The following is an 18690-nucleotide window of genomic DNA, read 5'->3' as shown; positions in this document are numbered from 1 at the left end:
GACCATCACTGCCTGGACAACACTCCGGCTAGCGCCCGCCCCGTGTGCGTACCCAGCCGCACCAGCTCTTCGGGCGTACCTGCCGCCACGATGCGTCCGCCGCCGTTGCCGCCTTCAGGGCCCAGGTCGAGCACCCAGTCGGCTTCGGCGATGACGTCCAGGTCGTGTTCGATGACGACCACGCTGTGGCCGCCGTTGACCAGCCGGTGCAGCACATGGATGAGCTTTTCCACATCGCTCATGTGCAGGCCCACGGTGGGCTCGTCGAGCACGTAGAGCGTGTGCGGGGCCTTTTGGCCACGTTTGCCGATTTCATCGCGCACCTTGCTCAGTTCGGTCACGAGCTTGATGCGCTGCGCCTCACCGCCGCTGAGCGTCGGTGAGGGCTGGCCCAGCGTGAGGTAGCCCAGCCCCACGTCCTTGAGCAATTGCAGCGGGTGGGCAATGCTGGGCATGCTGGCGAAGAAGTCCACGGCCTCGTCCACTTCCATCTGCAGCACATCGCCAATGCTCTTGCCGCGCCAGGTGACGGCCAGGGTTTCGGGGTTGAAGCGCGCGCCGTGGCAGGTTTCGCAGATGACCTTCACATCGGGCAGGAAGCTCATGCCGATGGTGCGCATGCCCTGCCCTTCGCAGCTCGGGCAGCGGCCGTCGCCCGTATTGAAGCTGAAGCGGCTGGCGCTGTAGCCGCGCGCCTTGGCTTCCAGCGTTTCAGCAAAGAGCTTGCGGATGGTGTCCCAGAAACCGATGTAGGTGGCCGGGCAGGAGCGCGGGGTCTTGCCGATGGGGGTCTGGTCCACTTCGAGCACGCGGTCCACGGCCTCGAAACCACTCACTCCGTCGCAGCCCTGCCAGGCAATGGTCTCGCCGGCATCGAGCGCGTCGCGCCCGGCCTTGGTCGAGCGCTTGTGCACGGCGGTCTGCACATTGGCCAGCAGCACATCGCGCGCCAGCGTGGATTTGCCCGAGCCAGACACGCCAGTGATCGCCACCAAGCGCTTGAGCGGCACCTGGGCCGTGACGCTTTGCAGGTTGTGCAGCGTGGCGGCGTGGACCGTCAGGAACGGCAAGGTTTCAGCGCCGTTTTGGCCTTCAGCCCTCGCAGAATGTGCGTGAGCAGCTACCGAATCCATAGCAACTACGGCGCGCCTATCCGCCAGCGGATGGCGCATGGCGTGCAGCAGGTAGCGCCCGGTGCGCGATTCGGGTGCGGCCTGCACCTCCGCCAGCGTGCCCTGCGCCACCAGGCGCCCGCCGCGCTTGCCCGCGCTGGGGCCGATGTCGATGATGTGGTCGGCGTGGCGGATGGTGTCTTCGTCGTGCTCCACCACCACCAGGGTGTTGCCCTTGTCGCTCAGTTGCTGCAAGGCACCCAGCAGAATCTGGTTATCCCGCGCATGCAGGCCGATGGTAGGCTCGTCGAGCACGTAGCACACGCCCTGCAGGTTGCTGCCCAGCTGGGCAGCGAGGCGGATGCGCTGCGACTCGCCACCGGACAGCGTGGGCGCACCACGGTCGAGCGTGAGGTAGCCCAGACCCACTTCTTCCAGAAACTCCAGGCGGCTGCGGATTTCGGGCACCAGGTCGCGGGCGATGTCGGCCTCGCGGGCCGTCATGCCACCTTCTAGCTGCAGGCTTTGCACCCACTGGCGCACGTCACTGACCGACAGCCGCGCAATGTCGGTGATGCCAACCCCGGCGAATTTCACCGCGCGGGCCGTGGCGTTCAGGCGTGTGCCCTGGCAGGTGGGGCAGGTTACGTCGTGCAGGTCTTCCACATCGGCTTCGGCAAAGGTCTGCTCGCGGCCGTTGGTGTCGTCCTTGACCGAGTCGTCGAACACCTTGCGCTGTTCCTTGGTCAGGGCCACGCCCGTGCCCACGCAGTCGGGGCACCAACCGTGCTTGCTGTTGTAGGAGAACAGGCGCGGGTCGAGCTCGGCATAGCTGGTGGCGCACAGCGGACAGGCGCGCTTGGTGGAGAAGGCGTGCAGGTGGCCGATGTGGGCGGTGGGGCCACCCGCGGCCATGGCCTCGGCCAAGCCCTCCAGGCTGGAGAGCACCTGCACCACGCCTTTACCGTGTGTCAGCGCAGTGCTCAGGGCCTCGCGGAGCGCCGCTTCGTTTTCCGGGCGGACGTCGAGGCTGGCCACGGGCAGCTCGATGTTGTGTTCCTTGAATCGGTCGATGCGCGGAAAGCCCGTGGTGGGCAGGAAGTTGCCGTCCACGCGCAGGTGGGTGTAGCCACGCGGACGTGCCCAGTCGGCCAGCTCGGTGTAGACGCCCTTGCGGCCCTGCACCAGAGGCGCGAGCAGCCCGATGTGCTGGCCGCGGTAGGTCTTCATCAGCTGCGCGGCAATGCTGTCGGCGCTTTGCGGCTGCACCGGCGTGCCGTCGTGCACGCAGTGCTGGGTGCCGAGCTTCACATACAGCAGGCGCAGGAAGTGCCAGACTTCGGTGGTGGTGCCCACGGTGGACTTGCGTCCGCCCCTTGAGAGGCGCTGCTCGATGGCCACGGTGGGCGGAATGCCGTACACCGCGTCCACCTCGGGGCGGCCTGCGGGCTGCACGATGGAGCGGGCGTAGGCATTGAGGCTTTCCAGGTAGCGGCGCTGGCCTTCGTTGAACAGGATGTCGAACGCCAGCGTGGACTTGCCCGAACCCGACACGCCGGTGACCACGCTGAACTTACCGCGCGGAATGTCGACAGACAAGGATTTGAGGTTGTGTTCCTTGGCATTGACGATCTGAATACAGTCGTTTGCTGCGGCCTGGTGGTGCGGGGCCAGGGCGGGGGCGGACTCCTCATGCTGCGGGCAGAAATCGTCGCCCACCCCCGCCCTGGCCCCTGAAGTGGCGGTGGTAGTGCTTGTGGAGTGAATTGTCGAGACCGTTGGCGCACTGCGGCCCGCGGGGGATGCGGTTGCGCCGGGTGACGATTTCGGCTGGCCGTATGAGGAACCCGGCGTCACCGTAGTCCCCGCAGCGTGTTCCACCAAAGCCCCATACGCCGGACGGGCCTCCGACACCGCATGCACCACGCCCATGGCCGCCGCGTAGTCACGCAGCGCCTGGCCGGTGTGGGAGGTGGCGTGCAGCATTACCTCTTCGGGCGTGCCCTGGGCCACCAGCAATCCACCGGCGTCACCGCCCTCGGGGCCGAGGTCCAGCAGCCAGTCTGCTGCGCGGATGACGTCGAGGTTGTGTTCGATGACCAGCAGAGAGTGCCCGGCATCCACCAGCTTGCGCAGCGCGCGCATGAGCTTGGCAATGTCGTCGAAGTGCAGGCCCGTGGTGGGCTCGTCGAGCATGAAGAGCGAGCCCTTCTTCGCCAGCGCCTGCTTGCTGGCCGTGGCCGACTTGGCCGCTTCGGCCAGGAAGCCCGCGAGCTTGAGGCGTTGCGCTTCGCCACCGCTGAGCGTGGGAACGGGCTGGCCCAGCTTCACGTACTCCAGCCCCACATCCACGATGGGTTGCAGTACCCGGATGACCTCGCGGTCTTCCTTGAAAAGCTGCGCCGCCTCCGACACCGTGAGGTCCAGCACATCGGCCACGTTCAAGGCCCGGCCACCGCGCTCGATGGTCACTTCCAGAATTTCGGGGCGGTAACGTTTGCCGTCGCAGTCGGGGCAGCGCAGGTAGACGTCGCTGAGGAACTGCATTTCAATGTGTTCGAAGCCCGAGCCGCCGCAGGTGGGGCAGCGACCGTCGCCGCTGTTGAAGCTGAACTTGCTGGCGGTGTAGCTGCGCTCCTTGGACAGGGGCGCGGTGGCAAACAGTTCGCGGATCGCGTCCCAGGCACCGACGTAGCTCACGGGGTTGGAGCGCGCCGTCTTGCCGATGGGCGACTGGTCCACAAACACCACGTCGCTCAACTGCTCGGCCCCCAGCAGGCGGTCGAACGCGCCTGGGGTTTCGGTAGCCTTGCCGAAGTGGCGCAGGAGCGCCGGGGCCAGCACATCTTGCACCAGGGTGGACTTGCCCGAGCCGCTGACGCCCGTGACGCAGACCAGGCGGTTCAGCGGCAGGCTGATCGACACGTTCTGCAGGTTGTGCTCGCGCGCGCCCTCCAGAATGAGCTTCGGGGTGCTGTCGTTGACCAGGCGCTTGAAACCCATGCCCACCTGCTTGCGCCCGCCGAGGTAGGCGCCGGTGAGGGTATCGGTGCGTTTCAGGGCTTCGGTGGTGCCGTCGAACACGATGCTGCCGCCGCGCTCGCCGGGGCCGGGGCCCATGTCGATCATGCGGTCGGCAGCGAGCATGACGGCCGGGTCGTGCTCCACCACCACCAGGGTGTTGCCCGCGTCGCGCAGGCGCTGCATGGCCTGCACGATGCGGTTCATGTCGCGCGGGTGCAGGCCAATGCTGGGCTCGTCCAGCACGAACAAGGTGTTGACCAGCGAGGTGCCCAGCGCGGTGGTGAGGTTGATGCGCTGCACTTCGCCGCCACTGAGGGTGCGGCTCTGGCGGTCGAGCGTGAGGTAGCCGATGCCGACTTCGCTGAGGTATTTGAGTCGGGTGCGGATTTCATCCAACAGCAGCTTCAGGGTTTTGGCATCGGCCTCCGATTTGGAAGGCGCATTCGTGCCTTGACCCGCAGCCGCAGGGGTGGGGGCCGGGGCCTCATGCTGCGAGCAGAAATCGGCCCCAGCCCCCACCCCCACGTCTGCTGGACGCTGAGGGCGTTCAAAACCGTCGGCGTACCCGACTCCCCCGCAGCGAGTTCCACAAAAGCTTCACCAACATCCAGCGAATCAAAGAACCGTTTGAGCCGATCCAGCGGCAGCAACATCAGGTCATGCAGACACAGCCCCGGCAGCGCCTCCAGCTGATCCCGCGACCACTTCACCCCGGAAGGCATGAAGCGCTTGGAAGGCGCCAACACGGCATCGGCCTGCGCCTTGGTGCCGACCCGCCACAGCAGGCTCTCGGTCTTCAGCCGCGCACCGCCGCAGGTGGGGCACTCGGTGTAGCTGCGGTACTTGGACAGCAGCACGCGGATGTGCATCTTGTAGGCCTTGCTCTCCAGGTACTCGAAGAAGCGGTCCACGCCGTACCACTGCTGGTTCCACTTGCCATTCCAATGCGGCGAACCCTTGAGCACCCAGTGTTTCTGCTCTGGTGTGAGCTTGTACCAGGGCGTGTCGCGCGGAATGCCTGCGGCCTCGGCATGGCGCATCAGGTCATCCTGGCACTCGGCCCAGGCCGGGGTCTGCATGGGCTTGATGGCTCCGGCACGCAGCGTGAGCTTGTCGTTGGGAATGACCAGGCCGTAGTCCACACCCACCACGCGCCCGAAGCCGCGGCAAGCTTCGCAGGCGCCCACGGCCGAGTTGAAGCTGAACATGCTGGGCACCGGGTCGGCGTAGCGCAGGTCACTGTGCGGGCAGTGCAATCCCGTGGAGAAGCGCCAGATGGTGGGCTCGGCAGTCGCTATGCTTTCTGTAGCTGCCTGCGCAGCATTTTCCTGGGATACAGCCTCTTTTTGCACATAGACGTTGAGCCGACCACTGCCGCGCTTCAGGGCCACCTCGATGGCCTCCAGCGCGCGGGCCTGCTCCACGTTGGCGATGCGGAAGCGGTCTGCTACCACGTCGAGCACCTTGACGGTGACGGTTTCCGCCTTGGTCTTGCCCTTCTCGGGCGTGGTGAGGGTGCGCGTGAGTTCGCGCTCGGCCTGCACCCGGGTAAAGCCGCTGGCCAGCAGCCACTGCTGCACTTCCTCCCCCGTGGTACCGGCGGGCAGTTCGACCGGGAAGGTCAGTACCAACCTCGGATCGTCTTCCTGTTTCGCCCGGCGCAGCAACTCGGCGTAGATGCTCTGCGCCGTGTCGTGCTGCACCGGCTCGGCGGTGTCGCGGTCGAACAGGTTGGCGGCGCGGGCATAGAGCAGCTTGATGTGGTCGTTGAGCTCCGTCATCGTGCCCACGGTGGAGCGGCTGGAGCGCACCGGGTTGGTCTGGTCGATGGCAATGGCTGGCGGCACGCCGTCCACCCGGTCGACCGCCGGCTTGTCCATGCGGTCGAGGAACTGGCGGGCGTAGGCGGAAAAAGTTTCGACGTAGCGGCGCTGACCTTCGGCGTACAGGGTATCGAACACCAGGCTGGACTTGCCCGAGCCGCTGGGGCCGGTGACGACCGTAAGCTCCCCCGTGCGGATGTCGAGGTCGAGGTTCTTGAGGTTGTGTTGTCGCGCTCCGCGGATGCGGATGGTGCCTTGTGTCATGGTACGGTCGGCCAGAAAGGGAGCGAAGATGGTAGTGACAGGCGCATGGCCCCGGGAATCCCAAGGTCATGCACAAGCTGTACAAACATCCAGTATATCAACGCCCGTTGGGCCGACCGGGCTGCTGCGGCCCGTGCCGCGCGGTGCGTCTTAGCCCTTGAGCGCAGCGCGCAGCGGCTTGCAGGCTTCTGCCCCTGCGGCCGCCTCGATCTTGGGCAGCAGTTCGAGCAGGTCTTTCACGTTGCCCGCGGCCTCGACCGAGAGGTTCAACCGGAACCCGCGCAGCCCCAAGGCCGAGGTAATCTGGGTGGCCACTTTCATGCCTTCGAGGTAGCGCTCCTGGTCGGAGCGGCCAGAGGCAGCAGAAGCCTCTTCAGCAGGCGAGGCATCGGCAGGTGCGGCGGGGGCAGATCCGGCGGACTTGGCCGCCTTGTCGGAGCCCGGCAGCAATGCCAGGAAGCCGTTCTCGACCAGGGCATCGATGTCGGCCTGGCACCCGCCCATGCCCGCCGTGGCGGCCAGCACCTGCTCGGCGGTCTTGTTGCCGTCGAACAGGATGAACATGGAGCGCTGGCGCGCCGAGATCTGTGGCGAACGTTGCTTGAACGCCAGCTGCCCGGCATCGGTCTTGGTGTATTTCATGCGGTGGACCAACGAAAGAAAACCATCACAACGGGGCATTAGAACCCGCCCACAGGCCGGTGCCTACTAGGGCAGACCCCAGCCATGGCCGGGGTCACGATCCGGTCACTGGCTGGCAGCCGACGCAGGGGCAGCAGCGGCAGGTGCCGACGCTGCGGCAGGCGCTGCCTTGGCGGGTTCGGCGTGTGTGGCTTCAGCGCCATGCTTCTCGCCGCTCATGTCGATGTCGCCGCCGCTCTTCATCAGGATGAACAAAGCCAAGCCGGCAAACACGACAAAACCCAATGCAATTTTCCACATACCCATCTTCCTTCACTAAGAAAAAAGGCCCCCTGGGGGAGAGGGCCTGTCAATGTGCCTGGGTACCACTGTACCGCAGGCACCGTTCACTCACTTGAACTCGAATCAGTCGTTGGCGTAGATGTCCACGTCCTTGGTTTCCTTGATGAACAGGCCACCGATCACCACGGTAGCAGCCGCGATGATGATGGGGTACCACAGGCCGTTGTACATGTTGCCGGTCTGGGCCACGATCGCGAAGGCGGTGGTGGGCAGCAGGCCGCCGAACCAGCCGTTACCGATGTGGTAGGGCAAGGACATGGAGGTGTAACGGATGCGGGTCGGGAACATTTCCACCAGCATGGCGGCAATGGGGCCGTACACCATGGTCACCAGGATCACCAGGTAGGTGAGGATGATGATGACCTTGACCTTGTCGAACTTGGCCATGTCAGCCTTGGCAGGGTAGCCTGCAGCCTTCAGGGCGGCGCTCAGGTTGGCACCCAGCAGGGCACCACCGGCGGTCTTCTCGTTGCTGAGGTCAGCCACGGTCTTCTTGGCAGCGTCCACAGCCTTCTGGTCGACGGGGTTGGCAGCGGAGAGCTCAGCCACCTTGGCTTCGGCCTTGGCCTTGGCTGCGGCGATGTCTTCGGCGCTGTACTTCACGTTCACCACAGTCTCACCGACCTTGATGACGGCAGGGGTGCCGGCAGGAGCAGCCACGTTCTCGTAGGACACGGAAGCACCGGCCAAACGCTGCTTGGCGATGTCGCAGCTGGAAGTGAACTTCTTGGTGCCGGTGGGGTTGAACTGGAACGAGCACTCGGCCGGGTCGGCGGTCACGGTCACCTTGGCGGCGGCTTGGGCCTTGGCCAGGTCCGGATTGGCGGCTTCGGTCAGGGCGCGGAACACCGGGAAGTAGGTCACGGCAGCCAGCAGACAGCCCGCCAGGATGATGGGCTTGCGGCCGATCTTGTCGGACAGCGAACCGAACACGATGAAGAACGGTGTGCCGATGATCAGCGAGATCGCGACCATGATGTTGGCGGTAGCGCCGTCCACCTTCAGGGCCTGGGTCAGGAAGAACAGGGCATAGAACTGGCCGGAGTACCAGACCACGGCCTGGCCAGCGGTCAGACCGATCAGGGCCAGAATCACGATCTTGAGGTTCTTCCACTGGCCGAAGGACTCGGACAGGGGCGCCTTGGAGGTCTTGCCCTCGGCCTTCATCTTCTGGAAGGCAGGCGATTCGTTCATGCTCAGGCGGATGTACACCGAGATGCCCAACAGCAGGATGGACACGATGAACGGCACACGCCAGCCCCAATCGGCAAAGGCGTCTTCACCGATGGCAGTACGGGTACCCAGAATCACCATCAGCGACAGGAACAGGCCCAGGGTGGCGGTGGTCTGGATCCAGGCAGTGTAGGCACCGCGCTTGCCCTGGGGGGCATGTTCGGCCACGTAGGTGGCGGCACCACCGTATTCACCGCCGAGGGCCAGGCCCTGCAGCAAGCGCAGGCCGATCAGGATGACCGGAGCGGCCACGCCGATGGAAGCGTAGTTGGGCAGGATACCCACGATGAAGGTCGACAGACCCATGATCAGGATGGTCACCAGGAAGGTGTACTTGCGTCCGATCATGTCGCCCAGGCGGCCGAACACCAGTGCGCCGAAGGGGCGCACGATGAAGCCGGCAGCAAATGCCAGCAGCGCGAAGATGAAGGCCGAGCCTTCGTCAAGACCGCTGAAGAATTGCTTGGCGATGATGGCCGCCAAGGAACCGTACAGGTAGAAGTCGTACCACTCAAAAACCGTACCGAGCGACGAAGCAAAGATCACTTTCTTTTCTTCGGCGGTCATCGGACGTGCGGCTGCAGTTGCCATAGTCTGTGTCTCCTAAAAAATGGTTATGGGTCCGTTCCAACAGGACTTGGGGCGAACTATCAAAGTCGCCACTGACGCGTTTCTGACGTGATTCAGGGGCGCGCGTCACCCAATCTGAATGCGTGCTTACAGGCCTAGCACTTACCCCTAGAGCCCATTTCTTGTTGTGAAAAATCTTGGGGTTTTGGGGACTTGAGGCAGCTCAAGTCCTAAGGGTTTCCGATAGGTTGGAAATTGCAACCGGCACCGCACCAAGCGCTTCCAGATCCATAGCAAATACTTACGCCGGTATTACGTAAGGGGTGGGTCAGAACGGATTTACAGAATGCAATTGTTTTGCTAGCGCAGGCACCTTTCTCTCCATTCAACAACCCAGAAGGACTTCCCATGAGTGACCCCGTGGTAGACAAGATCCAGAGCCATCCCAAGTACCGGCAACTGCGCGCCAAGCGCAGCAGCTTCGGTTGGCTGCTGACGATCCTGATGCTGGTCGTGTATTACGGCTACATCGCCCTCATCGCGTTCAACAAGCCGTTCCTGGCCACCCCCATCGGTTCCGGTGTGACTACCGTGGGCGTTCCCCTCGGCATGGGCGTGATCATCTTCACCATCGTCATCACGGCCATCTACGTGCGCCGCGCCAACAGCGAGTTTGACGACCTGACCGCCGAGATCCTGAAGGACGTGAACAAATGAAGCATTTCAAATCCCTCGCACTGGCCCTGCTGGCCAGCCTGACCGCGGGCGCAGCCTTTGCCGCCGGTGGCGACCTGGGCCAGGTGGAAAAGCAGGCCACCAACTGGACTGCCATCGTCATGTTCAGCGTGTTCGTGCTGGCCACGCTGTACATCACCAAGTGGGCCGCCGCCAAGACCAAGTCGGCTGCGGACTTCTACACCGCCGGTGGCGGCATCACCGGCTTCCAGAACGGCCTGGCCATTGCCGGCGACTACATGTCGGCGGCCTCCTTCCTGGGCATTTCCGCCTCCGTGATGGCTTCGGGCTATGACGGCCTGATCTACTCCATCGGCTTCCTGGTGGGCTGGCCCGTCATCACGTTCCTGATGGCCGAGCGCCTGCGAAACCTGGGCAAGTTCACCTTTGCCGACGTGGCCGGCTACCGCTTCCAGCAAAAGCCCATCCGCATCTTCGCGGCCTCCGGCACGCTGGTGGTCGTGGCTTTCTACCTGATCGCGCAGATGGTGGGTGCCGGTTCGCTCATCAAGCTGCTGTTCGGTCTGGACTACTGGATGGCCGTGGTCATCGTCGGCGCGCTGATGATGGTGTACGTTCTGTTCGGCGGCATGACTGCCACCACCTGGGTGCAGATCATCAAGGCCGTCATGCTGCTCGCCGGCGTGTCCTTCATGGCCTTCATGGTGCTGTCGCAGTTCGGCTTCAGCCCCGAGGCCCTGTTCGCCAAGGGCGTGGAAGTGAAAAGCCTGATCGCGGGCAACGCCAAGGAAGCCGCCATTGCCGCGGCCACCGCGGCCGCTGCGGCGGCCGCCACGCCGGATGCTGCCGCAGCGGCAGCCGCCGAACTGGCCAAGGCCAACGCCATGGACCCCGCCAAGACCGGCCTGTCCATCATGGGCCCGGGCGGCTTCATCAAGGACCCGATCTCCGCCATCTCCTTCGGCATGGCGCTGATGTTCGGTACCGCCGGCCTGCCCCACATCCTCATGCGCTTCTTCACCGTGCCGGATGCGAAGGAAGCCCGCAAGTCGGTGCTGTGGGCCACCACCTGGATCGGCTACTTCTACGTGCTGATCTTCATCATCGGCTTCGGCGCCATCACCCTGGTGCTGACCAACCCCGAGTTTGCCGACACGGCCAAGGGCATCATCAAGGGCGGCGGCGGCTCGGCCAACATGGCAGCGGTGCTGGTGGCCAAGGCCGTCGGCGGCAACGTGTTCTTCGGCTTCATCTCGGCCGTGGCCTTCGCCACCATCCTGGCCGTGGTGGCAGGCCTCACGCTCTCCGGTGCATCGGCCGTGTCGCACGACATCTACGCCACCGTCATCAAGGGCGGCAAGGCCGACTCGGCTGCCGAACTCAAGGTGTCGCGCATCACCACCCTGTCGCTGGGTGTGATTGCCGTGGCCCTCGGTATCGCGTTCGAGAAGCAGAACATCGCCTTCATGGTGTCGCTGGCCTTCGCCATCGCGGCCTCCGCCAACTTCCCGGTGCTGTTCATGTCCGTGCTGTGGAAAGACTGCACCACCAAGGGTGCCGTCATCGGCGGCTTCCTGGGCCTGATCTCCTCCGTGGGCTTGACCATCGTGAGCCCCTCGGTGTGGGAAGCAACCCTGGGTTACCCCAAGGGCTCGGCCTGGTTCCCGTACAGCTCACCAGCGCTGTTCTCCATGACCATCGGCTTCGTGGGCGTGTGGCTGTTCTCCATCCTCGACCGCAGCGCCAATGCGGCCCAGGAGCGGGCGGCCTTTGCGGCGCAGCAAGTGCGGTCGGAAACGGGGTACGGCGCGTCTGGAGCGTCTGGCCACTGAGGCTGACTTGCACTTTGGCTGCCTTGTGCGGCCACTTCCACAGAGAACCGGGCTGCTGCCCGGTTTTTTATTGGCGCTATGGATTATGTAGCTGGTTACGCAATTTTTTTGAGGGCTGCGGGCTGAAATGGCACTTGGCTTCTTTGGGACGCGGTGTTTGCGCTTGCGGCGCTGCAGGCCGGGTCTCGCCCCGGCGGGCGACCTTCTTTCTCTTGCTTCGCCAAAAGAAAGAAGGCAAAGAGAAGGCGACCGCACTGTCTGCGTCCCTCCGCTACGCTCCGGGCAACCTGCGGTACTCGCAGCCGCTGGGGGTCGCGCAAACTCGCCTTCGGCTCAAACAGCGCGCGCCCCTTGACCCAGCGCCTGCTGCGCTCCTCGGCGCAGCCAGAAGGGGATGTGGGAGGGTCACGCGCCATCGCTTCGCTCGGCGCGAGTGGTATTGTTTGAGTTTGGTATTTCTTATTTGCGCAAGCCGACATTCATGAATTCATAGAAATCAAAGCAACCTGCATGTCAACGCTTGTCTACATCGACAGTAACGTTCTGAAGTTCGCTGCGACCGAGCTGCGCCGATTTAAACCGCGGGAGATTCAACTCCAATGGGGACCCTTGAGCATTCAGACAGTCGTCCACGACAACGTAACGATCAATCCAAATGATCACATCATGAACGCAGAGCTCCGCTCGGAAGCAGACTTGCTTCCCGAAGTAGCGCAAGCTGGCAAGATCGGAACCCTCAACTTCGTTCAAACGGCGGAAGGACTGTATGAAACGTGGGGCTTGCCAAACTTAGATAGCGAAGCCGGCAAATTCTATGGTGCGCCGATCCGGGTGCTTGCTGACATCCCGTTTGCCTATGCGCGTGTCATGGGGGGCGGGAGCATCAATGGCGCAGAAGAACAAATGCGATTTCTTACAGGTATCCGAAATGCCCGTTTCCAAGAACTTCAGCGCGCGTGTGGGGCTTATCAGGGCGCAACAAAGCCACCCAATCGGAATCAACTGCTAGATGCGTTTCATCTTTGGAGTGCAGAAGTTGCCACGTGCTCGTTCCTTCTCACACTTGACTTCAAATTGCAACGAGTTTTCGCCAAAAGCAAGATTGCTAGTAGTGTGAGGATTGTTCGACCTTCGGAACTCCTTCAAGAAATGTCCCTGCTCAGTGATGAGGGAAGGCACGTGGGGTATCCCACGCCGTCATGCGGAGTCGAGTAGCGCAGGGTGGGGCGGATGAAGAGGCGCGCGCTGTTTGAGCCGCAGGCGAGTTTGCGCGCCTCCCGCCCCGCGCGAGCAACGCAGTGAGCCCGCAGGGCCGACGCATCCGGCTCGCCTTCTCTTTGCTTACTTTGGTGCTTGCGTAACTTCGCTGCGCGAAGTGAGCAAGCTCCGCGTGCATAGCACGCCATTGGCGAGCAAGAGAAAACCCGCTTTGCGGGTTTCGAGAAAGTGAGTGCGCTGTCGGGCGCACATCCCGACATGCCTCGCCCGCCATGCCGAGACCCGGCCTGCAGCGCTGCGCGCACCAAGCAAAGGCTTCGACAATTCAGGCCCGCACCCCGCTCACGGAGCCCCAGCTCCATCCAACGCGGCTCGCGCCTCGCGGATCTGTGCGTGCAGACCAGGCAGTTCGCGATGGATGGTCTTCCAAAGAATTTCGAAATCCACCTTGAAGTAGCCATGTGCGAGGGCGTTGCGCATCTGGTATGCGGAAGCTAGCGGCAACTCCGGATGCGCAGCCACGAACTCGGGAAAGCGCTTCTCGATATTGTTGCTCGCCTCGCCCAGGATCTCGAAGTTGCGAATCACCGCGTCCTGGACGAGTTTGTTGCCCAAAAAACCCATTTCGTCCATGTCGGCAACGTAATGCTCGATGCGCTCAATCGCTTCCAGAATGTGCCCCAGGTAATCGACCAAGCGCTGGGCGTCACGGGTCATACCGGGCGTGCCTCCGTTATGACCTGGGCTCGAAAGGAGTCCGGAAGGGCATTCGGGGTCAGTACATCGACGGGCACGCCAAGCAGCTGCAACAATTCATGCCGAATCGCCCCAATATCGAACATCGTCGTTTCAGGCGTCGGGTCGATCAGGATATCCAGGTCACTACCGTCCTGGTCCTCACCGCGAAGCACGGAGCCAAAAACCCGGACGTTGCGTGCGCGGTGACGCTCCACCACGGCACGGATGGCAGCACGGTTTGCTTGCAGCGCCATGGACGGCTTCATGGGTCTTCTCCAACTGGGAAATACGGCTGGATCATACCGTGGAGCCACTCCAGACGCACCAGCCCGAACCTTGGGGCCCACGCCCCTACTCCCCCCGCAACTCCCTCAACTTGATGAACGCCAGCCCCGCCATCACCGCGTCATTGAGCGCATCGTGCGCATCGCGTTGCGGCAAGCCCAGGTCGTCCATGAGCGTGGCAAAACGCAGGTCGATGTTGGCGTTGCCCTGTTGCTGGTAGTTGGGTAGCTGGCGGAACTTGTAGTCGTAGTACAGGCTCGACACCTCCACCTGCGGTTGCGGCAGGCCCATGCCCAGCAGGGGAAACAGGGCGCGGTTGATCATGGCAACGTCGAATTCGAGGTAGTAGCCCACCAGCGGGCGGCTGCCGATGAAGTGCATCAGGCGCTTCATGGCCTCGTCGATGGGCAGGCCCTGGGCCACGTCCTGCTCGCGCAGGCGGTGGATGCGCACGCTCTCGGCCGACACGCCTTTCTCTGGGCGCACCAGCAGCTCCAGGCGCTCGCTGGTCAGGATGCGGTTGCCGACGATGCGCACCGCACCGATGGAGATGATCTCGTCGCTGCGAACGTTCAGCCCGGTGGTCTCGCAGTCCAGCGACACCCACTCGTTGGGCGGGGGCACGTCGAACATGAAGCGGAATTCGGGCAGGCCCAGGTGGTAGAGCAGCCACTCGCGCTTGAGCGCGCGCCAGGGCGACAGCCAGGTGCTCACGACACCACGTCCAGCCGGAAGCGCTGGCGCAGCAGGGTGCGAAAGCGCTTCACCACGCCCAGCGTGTCTTTCAGCAGGTCGCGGTCCAGGCTGCTGAGCTGGGCCACGTCCACCGTGCCCGACACCGGCTTGTCGGTGTCCAGCTCCAGCAACCCGGCCTTGAGCTTGAGCCCCATGAAGAACTGCAGACTCTCATTCAGGTCGGCCGCCATGTCGGCCGCCAGGTGGCCCTGCTCCACCAGGGCGTTGAGCCGCGCTTCGGTGCTGGTGGCAGTGATGTGGTGGGCCAGCGCCAGGCTGCGCACGCCATGCACCAGCGGGAAGATGCCTTCCTTCTTCAGGTTCAGGTGCTCCACGGTGTCCAGCCCCAGCAGGCGGTTCCACCAGCCGGTGCTGCTGGAAAAGGCGTCGATGGCGGAGGCAAACCGCGCCAGCGTGGCGTCGTTGTCGGTGGCCAGTTGCATCAAGGCGGACTGCACCTGCGCCAGCAGGCTCGCATCGCCGCACACGGCGTGGGCATCCATGAAGATGGCCAGGTTCATCAGCCCCTCTTCGCTGGGCAGCAGCAGCCACTGCCGCGTGGTGCGGGTGAAACGGGTCACGTCGCCGCGCCAAGCCGGGTTGCTCACCATGATGCCGCCCGGGCACACGGGGTAACCGAAGCCCTTGAGCGCCTCGGAAAAACGCACGCACAGCATGTCGAGCTGAGGCGGCGGCTCATAGCCGTCACGCAGGATGAGTCCGTTGTCCTGGTCGGTCTTGAGCAGCTGCTCGCCACGCCCTTCGCTGCCCATGACGAACAGGCAGCTGTTGGCCACCAGTTCCGGCGGCGCGATGAGCTGCCAGGCGCGTTCGAACAGGCGGGCGTTGAGCTGCTGCACCAAGGTGGCAATGAGGTGCACGCGGGTGCCACTGCGGTACATCGAGGCGATCATGCGCGTGATCTGGGCCGCGGCCTGGCTCAGGCCGTCGAGGTCACGCGCCTCCTCGATGCGCTCGGTGATCAGGTGCGACTGGTTCGCCATGTAGCTGAACAGGTCCAGGGCTTCGAGCACGCCGTGGATGGTGTCCCCGTCCTGCACCACCACGCGGTGCACGCGGTGGCGCAGCATGCTGGCCATGGCCTCGCCCAGCTGGTCGGAAGGCCGCACGGTGATGACCGCGAAGTTCGCCAGCTCGGCCACCGGCAATCGGTCCAAGGGGCGTCCGTCGAGCACGGCTTTCTGCACCATGGTGGACGTGAAGATACCCATGGGTGCGTCCGGCTGTGCGCCGCGCACCAGCACGCTCGATGCCCGCTGCTCCTGCAGCAAGCGCACCACCGCCAGGATGTCGGTCTGCGGCTCCACAAAGATGGCCGGTCGGATGAAGGCCTCGTCCACACGGGCCATGGTCAGCGACTCGACCTCGTGCTGGCTCTTGCGCGCCGCGATGGACTGGAGCTTGTCGCTCAGCTCCGCAAATAGCAGCGCGCCAAAACTGGCGTTGGAGGCGATCAGGTCGGTAACGGCCTTCTTCGCCAACTGGTAGGCCACCACCTCCTCGGTGGCGACGAAGCGGTTGCCCACCTTGCCCGCCATCAGCGAGCGGCCGTCAAAGCTGTCGTCCGGGCCGTAGGTGGTCACGACGTCCTCGCCGTCGTACTGGGTGACAAAACCCTTGATCAGCACATACAGGTGGTCGGGCGTGGCACCGCGGTCCAGCACCGTGGCGCCGCGTGGGAAGTAGGCCACATCGACGTTGTCGCGCACCAGGCGCTGCTCGTCGCGCGTCAGGCAGTCGAACGGGGAGGCGGAAAAGTTGAAGGCATTGGGCATGGCGCTTGGGGGCTGGCCGCGCGCAGCATGCGGTGCATGCCGGTCACGCGCCGGTTCAGCGCCCCAGTGCCATTCAACGCCGTATGCCTTGCGCCACGCTTGCAGCGGCGTGCCAGGGGCCGTCGAACCAGGCGGCATCGCTGCCTTCCAGGTAGGCACGCAGCATGGGCAGAGCGTCCAGCCCCCAGAACAGCTTGTCGTCCACCGCGAAAGTGGGCACGCCGAACACACCGCGCGCCAAGGCCTCGTCGGTGTGGGCCTTGAGCTGGGCCTTCACCGTGGCATCAATGGGCTCGCGCGCCGGGGCCAGAAGCGCCTGCAACTGCTGCAGACGCTGCGCATCGGTGGCTTCATGACCACCCAGCCAGACGTGGCGGAATACGGTCTCGGTCACATAGCGGTTGGGTTCGCCGCTGTCTGCACAGGCCACCGCCAGGCGCAGGTGCGCCAGGGGGTTGAAGGGGTGGCTTACCGGCAGGTCCAGCGGAATGCCCAACTGCTGCGACTGCCACAGCACCTGGCGGTAGGTCCAGTCGCGCTTGGGCGCAATCTCGGCCGGACCCAACTGGCCATGGTGCTTGAGCAGCGCGGCAAACAGGATGGGCTTGTAGCGCACGGCGTAGCTCAGCCCTTCCAGCGCCACCGGCAGGCGCTCGAACGCCAGGTAGGCGTAGGGCGAGATGAAGTCCAGGTAGAAAGTGATCTGCTTCATGCGATCTGCCCGCTTACGACGCCACGTGCGCGCTGTTCGATGGTGGTCCAGATCTGGCGACGGGTAGCGTCGTCGCTGGTGCTCCAGGCCCGGATCTCGTCGATGGTGCGCAGGCAGCCCTGGCACAGGCCGCTGCGCTCGTCCATGCGGCACACCGAAACGCAAGGCGAAGGCACGTTTTGCCTGTAGGCCCGCGCCGCATTTGCGCGGGAAGCTAGCAATTTAATAGCATCCGTCATACAACAACCTCCGCCACCGGTGCCCCGGTCATCTTCTCCAGCTGCGCAGGCGTCAACGCGAAAACGGCATGCGGGTGCCCCGCCGCTGCCCAGATTTCACTGAACCGGAACAGCTCGCGGTCGATCAGCACCACGCCGGTGCTGGCATGGGCCACGGGCGCCACACCGCCAATCGAAAACCCCGTCTTGGCCTTGACGAAGCTGGCGTCGGCCCGGCCCAGGTCACCCACCAGGGCGGCGACCTTCTTCTCGTCCACCCGCTTGTCGCCCGAAGTGATGACCAGCACCGCGGCATCGTCCTGCACACGGCGAAAGATGATGCTCTTGGCAATCTGGCCCACATCGATGCCCAGCGCGTCAGCCGCCTGTTGCGCGGTACGCGCGGCGTCGTCGAGCATGCGCGGGCCGTGGGGATGGTCGTGCGACTGCAGGTACGCAGCGACGCGCCGCACGCCCTCAGGCAAGTTGGTCAATTCCGCGCCACACATGCTTATCCCAATCGCTTTGTCAGCAAGGCGTTAGCCGCGCGGGAGTTGGGCTTGCGCCCCAGGGCCTCGCTGATGAACGCACCCGCATCCAGCAGCTTGTCCAGGTCAATGCCGGTTTCGATGCCCATGCCGTGCAATAGGTAAACCACGTCTTCGGTGGCCACGTTGCCCGTGGCGCCCTTGGCATAGGGGCAGCCGCCCAGGCCCGCGATCGAGGTGTCGTACTGCCAGATGCCCATCTGCAGGCACATGAGGGTGTTGGCCAGGGCCTGGCCATAGGTGTCGTGGAAGTGGCCGGAAATTTCGTCCACGCCATAGTGCTGCAGCGTGGCCTCCACGGCGCGTGCCACCTTCAGCGGGGTGCCCACTCCGATGGTGTCGGCCACGCCCACATGCTGCACGCCAATGCCCTTCATCAGCCCGGCCAGGTAGCCTACGCGCTCGGGGGCGATGTCGCCTTCGTAGGGGCAGCCCACGGTGCAGCTCATGGCGCCGCGCACAAAGATGCCCGCGGCCTTGGCCGCTTCCACCACCGGGGCGAAGCGCTCGATGCTTTCGGCGATGGAACAGTTGATGTTCTTCTGGCTGAAGGCTTCACTGGCCGCACCGAACACCACAATCTCGTCAGGCTTGGTCAACACCGCCGCTTCGAAGCCCTTGAGGTTGGGGGTGAGCACCGAGTAGCGCACACCGGGCTTGCGCTGCAGCCCGGCCATCACCTCCGCGTTGTCGCCCATCTGCGGAACCCACTTCGGTGAAACGAAGCTGGTAACTTCGATTTCGGTCAGGCCCGCATCCTGCAGGCGATGCACCAGTTCGATCTTGGTGGCGGCGGGGATGAGCTGCTTTTCGTTCTGCAGTCCGTCGCGCGGACCGACATCGACCAACTTGACACGGGTAGGCAAAGGCATGGCGGATTCACTCCATTGGCAATCCTGCGA

Annotated in this window: 14 protein-coding genes and 1 pseudogene; 3 read left to right on the top strand and 12 right to left on the bottom strand. The window is 64.2% G+C overall.

The genetic code is table 11. From position 1 onward, the window contains the following. Positions 1-5 precede the first annotated feature (5 nt). From RQP54_RS18895 to RQP54_RS18875, 4 genes and pseudogenes are all read right to left on the bottom strand, one after another. Positions 6-6223, bottom strand: a pseudogene (locus RQP54_RS18895) (excinuclease ABC subunit A). A gap of 150 nt (positions 6224-6373) precedes the next feature. Further along, positions 6374-6865, bottom strand: a complete 492-nt coding sequence (locus RQP54_RS18885) for a hypothetical protein (RefSeq protein WP_315680051.1) — start codon at positions 6863-6865, stop codon at positions 6374-6376. A 105-nt stretch (positions 6866-6970) separates the two neighbouring features. Further along, positions 6971-7165, bottom strand: coding sequence for a hypothetical protein (locus tag RQP54_RS18880; RefSeq protein WP_315680050.1), 195 nt, complete (start codon positions 7163-7165; stop codon positions 6971-6973). Positions 7166-7270: 105 nt separating this feature from the next. Beyond that, on the bottom strand, positions 7271-9031 hold the full coding sequence (locus RQP54_RS18875; RefSeq protein ID WP_315680048.1) for an MFS transporter: 1761 nt from the start codon (positions 9029-9031) through the stop codon (positions 7271-7273). A 387-nt stretch (positions 9032-9418) separates the two neighbouring features. Here RQP54_RS18875 and RQP54_RS18870 point away from each other — a divergent pair, with 387 nt between their 5' ends. The 3 genes from RQP54_RS18870 to RQP54_RS18860 all read left to right on the top strand — a co-directional run bounded on the left by RQP54_RS18870 (position 9419) and on the right by RQP54_RS18860 (position 12753). After that, positions 9419-9727, top strand: a complete 309-nt coding sequence (locus RQP54_RS18870; RefSeq protein WP_315680047.1) for a DUF485 domain-containing protein — start codon at positions 9419-9421, stop codon at positions 9725-9727. Beyond that, on the top strand, positions 9724-11538 hold the full coding sequence (locus RQP54_RS18865) for a cation acetate symporter (protein ID WP_315680045.1): 1815 nt from the start codon (positions 9724-9726) through the stop codon (positions 11536-11538). Before RQP54_RS18870 ends, RQP54_RS18865 begins: the two co-directional genes overlap by 4 nt. A gap of 510 nt (positions 11539-12048) precedes the next feature. Further along, positions 12049-12753, top strand: coding sequence for a hypothetical protein (locus RQP54_RS18860; protein WP_315680044.1), 705 nt, complete (start codon positions 12049-12051; stop codon positions 12751-12753). Between the two features lie 345 nt (positions 12754-13098). On the opposite strand, the gene RQP54_RS18855 is transcribed toward RQP54_RS18860, so the two are convergent. The 8 genes from RQP54_RS18855 to RQP54_RS18820 form a co-directional block, all read right to left on the bottom strand. Continuing rightward, positions 13099-13473, bottom strand: coding sequence for a DUF86 domain-containing protein (locus RQP54_RS18855; protein WP_315680043.1), 375 nt, complete (start codon positions 13471-13473; stop codon positions 13099-13101). After that, the gene (locus RQP54_RS18850) at positions 13470-13760 is read right to left on the bottom strand and encodes a nucleotidyltransferase family protein (protein ID WP_315680042.1); all 291 of its coding nucleotides are present in this window, start codon (positions 13758-13760) and stop codon (positions 13470-13472) included. Before RQP54_RS18850 ends, RQP54_RS18855 begins: the two co-directional genes overlap by 4 nt. Before the next feature lie 85 nt (positions 13761-13845). Beyond that, a complete protein-coding gene (locus RQP54_RS18845) occupies positions 13846-14493 on the bottom strand; it encodes a 3'-5' exonuclease (protein WP_315680041.1) in 648 nt (215 codons plus the stop codon). After that, entirely contained in the window at positions 14490-16310 is a 1821-nt protein-coding gene (locus RQP54_RS18840) for a DUF294 nucleotidyltransferase-like domain-containing protein (RefSeq protein WP_315680040.1), read from the bottom strand. Before RQP54_RS18840 ends, RQP54_RS18845 begins: the two co-directional genes overlap by 4 nt. 73 nt (positions 16311-16383) lie before the next feature. Continuing rightward, the gene (locus tag RQP54_RS18835) at positions 16384-17022 is read right to left on the bottom strand and encodes a 2-hydroxychromene-2-carboxylate isomerase (RefSeq protein WP_315680039.1); all 639 of its coding nucleotides are present in this window, start codon (positions 17020-17022) and stop codon (positions 16384-16386) included. Beyond that, a complete protein-coding gene (locus RQP54_RS18830) occupies positions 17019-17198 on the bottom strand; it encodes a DUF1289 domain-containing protein (RefSeq protein WP_315680038.1) in 180 nt (59 codons plus the stop codon). Before RQP54_RS18830 ends, RQP54_RS18835 begins: the two co-directional genes overlap by 4 nt. Positions 17199-17257: 59 nt before the next feature. Then, positions 17258-17749 carry a YbaK/EbsC family protein gene (locus RQP54_RS18825; RefSeq protein WP_315680036.1) on the bottom strand — a complete coding sequence of 164 codons (492 nt, stop codon included), beginning with the start codon at positions 17747-17749 and terminating at the stop codon, positions 17258-17260. A gap of 2 nt (positions 17750-17751) precedes the next feature. Next, on the bottom strand, positions 17752-18660 hold the full coding sequence (locus RQP54_RS18820) for a hydroxymethylglutaryl-CoA lyase (protein ID WP_315680034.1): 909 nt from the start codon (positions 18658-18660) through the stop codon (positions 17752-17754). Positions 18661-18690 lie beyond the last annotated feature (30 nt).

This window comes from Curvibacter sp. APW13, assembly GCF_032337135.1.
In the GTDB taxonomy this organism is placed as follows: Bacteria; Pseudomonadota; Gammaproteobacteria; order Burkholderiales; family Burkholderiaceae_C; genus Allorhodoferax.
This window is presented reverse-complemented; position numbering and strand designations above follow the sequence as displayed.